The sequence below is a fragment of the bacterium genome (genome assembly GCA_019695335.1).
In the GTDB taxonomy this organism is placed as follows: domain Bacteria; phylum CLD3; class CLD3; order SB21; family SB21; genus JABWBZ01.
Window position 1 is genome coordinate 61,592 of sequence record JAIBAF010000014.1, and the last position, 7,851, is coordinate 69,442.

A 7,851-nucleotide genomic window follows, 5' to 3' on the forward strand; every position below is an offset into this window, starting at 1 on the left:
GCGAACGTAAGAACGCCATTTTCAATTACAATTTAAAAAGGAGTGAAAAATGATATCCTTGATGATATCGGCAATTGGCTTTACTAGCCGGCAGGCACATAAAATTTTATTACTATGTGTCATGTTGATGACTGTTTTGAATTCATGCGAAACGCATGAAATGGATGAAGCTGGATTATTGGTCCCTTTAACGGTTGACGAAGATCCTTCTTTGCCATCTATCTCTGTGAATGGTACGCAGCTTCATGCGGAATCATTTGGGAATCCGGATGATCCGATACTGATAGTACTTCATGGCGGACCCGGCGGCGATTATCGCTACTTACTTAATTGCGCTGAGTTTGTCAACGACGGTTTTTTTGTAGTGATGTATGATCAGAGAGGCAGCGGATTGTCCAAACGGCACGATGCGAATATCTATACCATGCAACTTTTTATAGATGATTTGAACGCTGTCATCAATCACTACAAAAAGGATTCAACTCAGAAAGTTTTTCTTTTAGGACAATCCTGGGGCGCGATGTTGGCTACGGCGTATGTCAACCAACATCCGGAAACGATCGGTGGTCTTGTTCTGGCCGAGCCGGGCGGTTTTAGATGGAAAGAAACCAAAGATTATATCAAACGCTTTATGGAAATACATTTGTTTGATGAAACGAGTAATGATTATGTCTATTTGGATCAGTTCATTACCGGAGATGATCATCGTGTGCTTGATTATAAAGCCAGCCTGATGGCTGCCGCTGATTTTGCCGACGGAAATAAAACCGGCGTTGAAGGCCTTGAGCCGTATTGGCGATTTGGAGCAATCACCAACAAAGCGGCTATGGATTATGCGGAAAAACACGGATTTGATTTCACAACCAATCTTAATCAATACAACACAAAAGTGTTGTTCGTTTACAGCGAATTAAATAAGGCGTATGGAAAAACGCATGCAGAAAAGGTTTCCTCAGCTTATCCGAATGTACAGATGGAAGAAATCATGGGACATGGCCATGAAATGACCTACTTCGGCTGGGATAAATTTTATCCTTTGGCAAAAAACTATCTTAATGAAGTCAAATAAATTTTAGGAGAAAAAAGACATGAAAAAATTAATTATGGCGATCATTTTTGTTGGAATAACAGGTTCAAGTTACGGGCAGAATTTTAATTGGCGATCTGTTAATGAACAAAATCCAAATATGGTGTATTCCGGTTTTGGATACGATTTCGGCATGACGGCGCAAGTTGGTTATGGACGTTTTATTCAGACGATCAGGCCGTTGCTCTTGACTTTCGATTATTCTATGCCGATGGGACATCGGTTGACGGATGATTTTAAAATGAGAATCGGAGGCCAGGTTGAACTGTATAAGAAAAACAGTTTTGCAGTAGCGGGCAAAGTTCTAGGAAATTTTCGAAACCATAATACATCCTTGGTCAGAATTTCAAGCTTTGGCGGTGAATTTTCTCTCGTGACCGGATATTTCAAACCGACATTTTATGCTGCTTTGGAAGTGAGCGCCGACGGAGCTGTCGTTTCATATTTAAAACACACCAGCCTTATGAAGGATAATTACCCGGAGATTCAGGATGGATGGTATTTAAATAACGGTGCCCATTATTTTTATGGCGTACAAGCAGGCAAAACCATAGGCCAAAGTTATGATGCGAATTTACGATTTGGCATAACGAATGCCCGTGGAAAAGAAGGCGATGTATTGCCGGCTTATTTTCAATTGGGCTTAATTAAACGGTTTTAACCAGGAGGTTTGATACAAATGTAGAGCGAAACATTGTTTCGCTCTACATTTATTTTTACTGCTTGCCTGTTTAATATTCACTTGAGGGATTCTCTGAAATATCGTATCATATCGGCGACTTAGATTGTGATAATGTTTTAAAAAATTGAGGTATTATGAGCAAGCCATTAGTGGGTGTCGTCATGGGCAGCGACAGCGATTGGGAAGTGATGCAACACGCTGCCGAGCAATTGAAGTCATTTGGCGTTTCGTATGAAACTCGGGTTGTATCGGCTCATCGGACTCCCGATTTGTTATTTGAATATGCAGAAAAAGCACACGAGCGGGGATTGGTTTGTATCATTGCCGGTGCCGGCGGTGCAGCACATTTGCCGGGCATGTTGGCCGCAAAAACAACCATTCCGGTGCTCGGCGTTCCCGTTCCTTCAAAATATTTAAAAGGAATGGATTCCTTACTATCGATCGTCCAGATGCCCAAAGGCGTTCCGGTTGCTACATTTGCGGTCGGTGAAGCGGGCGCAGCCAATGCCGGATTGTTTGCCGTGTCGATTATTGCAAGTCAGGATACAGTACTTGCTAAAAAGCTTTCGAATTTTAGGAATACTCAAAAAGAAAAAGTTTTAAATATGAAACTTCCGGAGATCAAATGATCCTTCCGGGAGCGACGCTTGGAATGTTGGGGGGAGGTCAATTGGGGCGCATGTTTACCGTCGCAGCGCGAACGATGGGATATAGTGTGATCGTACTGGATCCCGATCCGAAAAGTCCGGCAGGAAAAATTGCCGATAACCATCTCTGTGCCGATTACCATGATCATCAAGCGCTTAATGAAATGAGCGCGACGTGCGCCGCTATCACGACGGAATTTGAAAATGTTCCCGCGGACACGCTTGAGATGCTTTCGAAAACTTGTTTCGTTCGTCCATCGGCTCATGCTGTTGCCGTCACGCAAGATCGCATTAACGAAAAAAATTTTCTACGTACTCATCAAATTCCTACCAATTCATTTGCTCCTGTTCATAATGAAAATGACCTTCATGACGCCTTTCAAAAAATCGGTTCTCCTGCTATTTTAAAACGTAGCCGGCTCGGATATGATGGCAAAGGTCAATGGCGCGTGACGTCACTGGATCAGGCATTGGATGCTTTCAAAGCTATGAACGGCGTTGCGTGTATTCTCGAAGAAATGCTGGATTTTCAAACCGAAGTATCGGTTGTATTGGCACGCAGCGTCAGCGGCATTGTGTCGGCGTATCCGACCGGCGAAAACATTCACGTCAACGGCATTCTGGATACGACCATTGTACCTGCGCGTGTATCGGCGGACATCAGCGAACGGGCACAGTCGATTGCAAAACGCGTCGCGGAGGAACTTCAATACAACGGTGTGCTGGCTGTGGAAATGTTCGTCATGCGCGACGGACGCGTTTTAGTGAATGAAATTGCCCCGCGCCCGCACAATAGCGGCCACTACACGCTCGACGCGTGCGTAACGGATCAGTTCGAGCAGCAAGTTCGTACTCTGTGCGGACTAGAACCGGGCAACATGCGTCTGCTCTCACCGGTTGTGATGATCAATTTACTCGGTGATGTTTGGGGAAACTCCCAGCCACATTGGGAAAAACTGCTTCAACATCCTCAAATCAAACTGCATCTCTATGGAAAAACAGAAGCCCGGCCAGGACGGAAAATGGGACATTACAACGTTCTTGCTGAAAATGTGAACGAAGCTTTGTCGATTGCCCGCGAAGTTTTTGAACAAGTGAAATCAAAATAAGTCCGGTTTTGTCGAAGTAATTTTAAATTGCGACATCTATAAATGTTTCTGCAAGAATAGAGTTGTATGAAATTTACAATTTTTTTAATACTTGTTCTCCCGCTGAATGCGCAATTCTTTCCTGATCCGACAAACGCTGAATTTGTTTTAGCGACGCCGGATTGGATCGTGTGGCGAACGTACAAACAAATTATAGATTCCAATAACATTATTGACGACAGACCGAGCGGAATCCGTACGTATTATATTCAATCAGAGCCGGGAGCCCAAGGCTGGCCCGTCAATAAAGAAACTGTCGGCATGATTGAAACATTCAATCCAATTTGGGTTTGGAAAAACGGTACGACCATCTCGTGGGATCTATTCATGTCTTATTCCTCTAAAGGAGAAGTGGTCTATCTTAATGATACGACAACGCACTTTAAAGGAGCAACCGAATTGCCGACTCTGAGACATATTTTTGAAAAAGGATTGGTGTTCATTGTGCCAAAATCGGATGTGACTTTAGAATCCGTTCATCCACTGTATTTCGTTCCATGGTCCTGGAATAATCAATTGCTGAATTATCGAAACGCCAAGCAAGTATCCGACGATTTTGGTATTCCATACTGGAGCGGGCGCGTGCTGAGTTCAGAAAACGCCATTGCATCCATGCGGGCGGGAGTTATTTTTATCTACGATTTACAAAAGCAAAAATTAGATTCGGTCAAAACGGATCGATATATGCGGGACTTGGTCGTCATGGATGATCGGCGGCTTATCATTCAAAGCGATACATGCCTGATAGTATATGACCGCGTGACAAAGAATATCACGGATATACCATTTCCTGAAAAGCTCATTGCCGTCGCAGTTCGCGGAACGTCGTTTTATGGATTTGTGCCCACTTCCGAAGAGGCCGAGACAACCTCATTCGATCTTGTCAAAATGGATGTTTCAAATCGCAGCAAATCGATTGTTTTGCAATTGACTGAAGCCAATGACCGGTTGGGCGGATCCGCAATGTATCCGATTCATTTCATCCGGAATAATTATCTATGGGTATGGAAAAACGGTCACTGGGAGAAACTTAAACTCTGAAATTTGCCTCAGGAATTAAAACAGCTACAGATGTTCCACCTTCAGGATTATTTTCCACCTCGATTTCCCCGCCATATTTTTTAACAATGGCGTATGTCTCCGACAAACCTAATCCCTTACCGTCTCCAACAGGGCGCGTCGTAAAGAACGGTTCGAAGATGTGCGGTAATACTTCGGGCGAAATGCCGATACCGTTATCTTTGAATGTGATTTTGACGAAATTTTTTTCTGAATAGAATGCAGGTTCTGTCGTGATGAGAATTCTGCCTTCTCCTTCGTTAATTAATTTTCGTGATTCTGCGTCGTGTATAGCTAAAACAGCGTTGGATAAAATATTGACAAAACACAGATTCAATTCCTGGATATTGGCCGATACAGTGCGGTTGAAGGTAAACGATTTTTCAAAACGGATGTCTGCGTATTGATTGAAAAATAAATCTAACGCCTGATTCAAATGCGGTTCGATTTCCGTTTCCGCAATACCGTGTGCGTCGTAGTTAGTAAACGTCCTCAAATTATGCACGATGTTTTTGATGCGTTCGCTTCCGGTTTTAGCGCTCTCAATGGCTGACCGGAAGTCGTCTAATTGTTGAAACGATGTTTTAGGTATATTTCCGCCGTCGGTTTCGATTTTTTTAAGAAGCTTTTCGAAGGATTGAATTCGTGATTGTATTAAATCCAGATTCGGTATGACGAAGGTCAGCGGATTATTGATTTCATGCGCAAGGCCGGCAACCATTTGTCCAACCGAAGCCATTTTTTCGGATTGAACCAATTGAATCTGTGTTTCTTTCAATTCCTGAATGGCTGCTTCCAGTTGAACGTTTACCGACTTCAGGTAATCGCGTTGCGCTTCAATTTCCCGGCGGGCTGACTCCAAAGCCGCAGTACGTTCTTCCACCTTACTTTCCAATTCCATCGTTTGTTTTTTAAGCGCACTCAGCCGCCACCGGATCATTCCGTACGCTAAAGCTACGAACGTAAACGTGTACAACGCGTAGATCCATCCCGTGCGATACCACGGAGGTTTAATGCGAAATTCGAAAACCGCCGGTTCACTGATGTTGCCGTAAATATTGCGGGCACGAACCAGAAAACGATAACGGCCTTCCGGAATATTAGTATAATCTTTGCGTGTTTCATTAGTCCATTCCGACCAGTCCGGATCGAAACCTTCAAGCTTGTATTGAAAAAGATTAGAAGCTTCTTTGACATAACTGGTTGCCGCATATTCGAAGCGGAGAGCATTGTCGAGAAAGTCGAGCGTACCACGGGCAATGGCCGAATCTCCGCGTACGGCTGCTTTTCTGATCAGCGCAGAGAACGACGCATCCACGTCTAAAGTCAAATGCGTATCATACCGGATGAGGCCTTCCGGCCCGCCTAGCCACACAATGCCGTCAGGTTCGGCATACGTTCGATAAATCGGGTATTGAGAAATTTCCAAAAATGGTTTGCTTTCGGTAACATAACGGCCGTCCGGCTGTGGATATGCGACGATGATCTCATTGGCGAACGACTCACCAAATCCTTTTATAATCCACACATTTTTTGTGTAATCTTCATACAGGTCATACACCCAATGGCTGCCGTCCGCTAATGGAGAACCAAAGGTGGTATCGGGAATGAATTTCTCGCCATCAAACGTTTTAATTCCCTTCTCAGTGCCAAAAAACAGTTTGTTCGAAATGATAAACACACGGTTTTGACCTGTAGGCAAGCCATGTTTCTCGCCGAAGCGTTCAATAACAGGATTTTTAAGGGGATCGTGCGAGTCAAGCTTCAGGCGAATCAGCGTTTGGTTCAATGTGCCCAACCACCAAGAGCCGTCGGCGATTTGCTTGATCGAACGGATTTGTTCATGAATTCCCGGCATCAGCCCGCGGTTGATCCACTGCCCGTTTTGCCGTTCGATAACGGCAAGGCCTTCTTTAAGACCAAACAAAGCAAGGTTCGGATCAATGACCGATTGTGCGGCGACAGCAGAACGGTAAGGAGCTAGTTTTCGGACATGATCATTGATTTCAAAAATACCGTCGCCGGTCGCAGCGATGACAGCGTCGCCGACATTTAAAAAATCAAAACATTGTCCGTCAATACCGGGGATTTTTTCAAAATGAGAGCCGCCATCCATACGGTATGCACCGAATCCTGTACCGACAAAAAGGTGCTCGCGCCACCGGCACATCGATTCGACAGTGCCTTTGAGACCCATGCTTTCATTAAAATAACTCGAAGGCGATGACAACGCTACGCGCGCAATTCCGTTTTCCAAACCGGCCCACAAACCGCCTTCTCGATCAAGAAAAAGACTTTTAACATCATCCGATACAAAACCGGTGGACGTATTAAGCCATCGCGTAATTTTTCCGGCTGAATCGATAACCGCAATTCCCTGTTGGTACGTCGATACGGCAATTTGATTGTTTGGCAATACAATGGTGCGGTTTGGCCACTCGTGCAGAAGAACTTGCGAAAGAGAAGGTGAAAATTCCGAGATTTCTTTTCCATCGAAAAATAAAAGTCCGAGTTTTCCGTCGAAAAGAAATATTTTTCCCAGCCAAGAAAAAATTGAAAGTATATTATCATTAGCGGTGGATTCTGTTCCGGGAATTGGTATCAACGAATCGCCTTCGGCTTTCAATAAACCGGATTTGTTTTTGGAGATGTAGACCGTACCCTCTATATTTGCAATCCATCCGTATTTGCCCGGAATGATTTTTAGTGATTGTCCGTTCCATACGAAAAGTGATTGATCGGTGGAAAAATAGATTCGATGCGGTGTTGGAACGACGCACCAAACGTCGGAAAATTTTTTCAGCGAATCGGGCACAAATTCCTTCAGCGAAACGTAACGGGTGCGGCCGACGGCATCGGTGTGCAGGTAACCAAAATCCCCGAATGCGCCGACCCAAACGCGTCCCGTATCGTCCGCGGCGACCGACCGCACGAGCCGGCTCGGAACATTGATGGTTTCCCATCGTACGCCGTCGTACATCAAAACACCCATGGAATTGGCAACGTAGACCAGCCCGTGCTGATCCTGCGTGAAATACCAGTTCTGCGGCGTCGCGTCGTATTCTTTATTGGTATAATATCGCCACGACGGCAATCCGATTTCATCCTGTGCGGCTAAAGACACGGCGGCAAACAGGAAAATTAAAATTTTGAAGTTCATGGAACCAGGTTTGTATAAGTCTTGGGTCTGAGGTAGATAAGTTTAACGAAGAAGGGAATTGGAAGCAA

At 44.6% G+C, this 7,851-nt stretch carries 6 protein-coding genes; 5 read left to right on the forward strand and 1 reads right to left on the reverse strand.

The features are described 5' to 3' along the window. The first annotated feature begins 160 nt into the window (after positions 1-160). The 5 genes from K1X84_05515 to K1X84_05535 all read left to right on the forward strand — a co-directional run bounded on the left by K1X84_05515 (position 161) and on the right by K1X84_05535 (position 4,605). A complete protein-coding gene (locus K1X84_05515) occupies positions 161-1,069 on the forward strand; it encodes an alpha/beta hydrolase (protein MBX7151077.1) in 909 nt (302 codons plus the stop codon). Positions 1,070-1,088: 19 nt separating this feature from the next. Then, positions 1,089-1,748: a hypothetical protein gene (locus tag K1X84_05520; protein MBX7151078.1), complete on the forward strand. Its 660-nt coding sequence runs from the start codon at positions 1,089-1,091 to the stop codon at positions 1,746-1,748. Positions 1,749-1,903: 155 nt separating this feature from the next. Beyond that, entirely contained in the window at positions 1,904-2,398 is a 495-nt protein-coding gene (gene purE, locus K1X84_05525) for a 5-(carboxyamino)imidazole ribonucleotide mutase (GenBank protein MBX7151079.1), read from the forward strand. Further along, positions 2,395-3,525 carry a 5-(carboxyamino)imidazole ribonucleotide synthase gene (locus K1X84_05530; protein ID MBX7151080.1) on the forward strand — a complete coding sequence of 377 codons (1,131 nt, stop codon included), beginning with the start codon at positions 2,395-2,397 and terminating at the stop codon, positions 3,523-3,525. Before purE ends, K1X84_05530 begins: the two co-directional genes overlap by 4 nt. Positions 3,526-3,591: 66 nt before the next feature. Next, on the forward strand, positions 3,592-4,605 hold the full coding sequence (locus K1X84_05535) for a hypothetical protein (GenBank protein ID MBX7151081.1): 1,014 nt from the start codon (positions 3,592-3,594) through the stop codon (positions 4,603-4,605). Here the strand turns inward: K1X84_05535 and K1X84_05540 are convergent. Further along, positions 4,595-7,783: a hypothetical protein gene (locus K1X84_05540; GenBank protein MBX7151082.1), complete on the reverse strand. Its 3,189-nt coding sequence runs from the start codon at positions 7,781-7,783 to the stop codon at positions 4,595-4,597. The genes K1X84_05535 and K1X84_05540 overlap by 11 nt on opposite strands. Positions 7,784-7,851: the final 68 nt, after the last annotated feature.

Bases quoted from the DNA above. Each gene is read 5' to 3' on its own strand.
- K1X84_05515 (MBX7151077.1), top strand. From the start codon at position 161: ATGGATGAAGCTGGATTATTGGTCCCTTTAACGGTTGACGAAGATCCT.
- K1X84_05520 (MBX7151078.1), top strand. From the start codon at position 1,089: ATGAAAAAATTAATTATGGCGATCATTTTTGTTGGAATAACAGGTTCA.
- purE (MBX7151079.1), top strand. From the start codon at position 1,904: ATGAGCAAGCCATTAGTGGGTGTCGTCATGGGCAGCGACAGCGATTGG.
- K1X84_05530 (MBX7151080.1), top strand. From the start codon at position 2,395: ATGATCCTTCCGGGAGCGACGCTTGGAATGTTGGGGGGAGGTCAATTG.
- K1X84_05535 (MBX7151081.1), top strand. From the start codon at position 3,592: ATGAAATTTACAATTTTTTTAATACTTGTTCTCCCGCTGAATGCGCAA.
- K1X84_05540 (MBX7151082.1), bottom strand. From the start codon at position 7,783: ATGAACTTCAAAATTTTAATTTTCCTGTTTGCCGCCGTGTCTTTAGCC.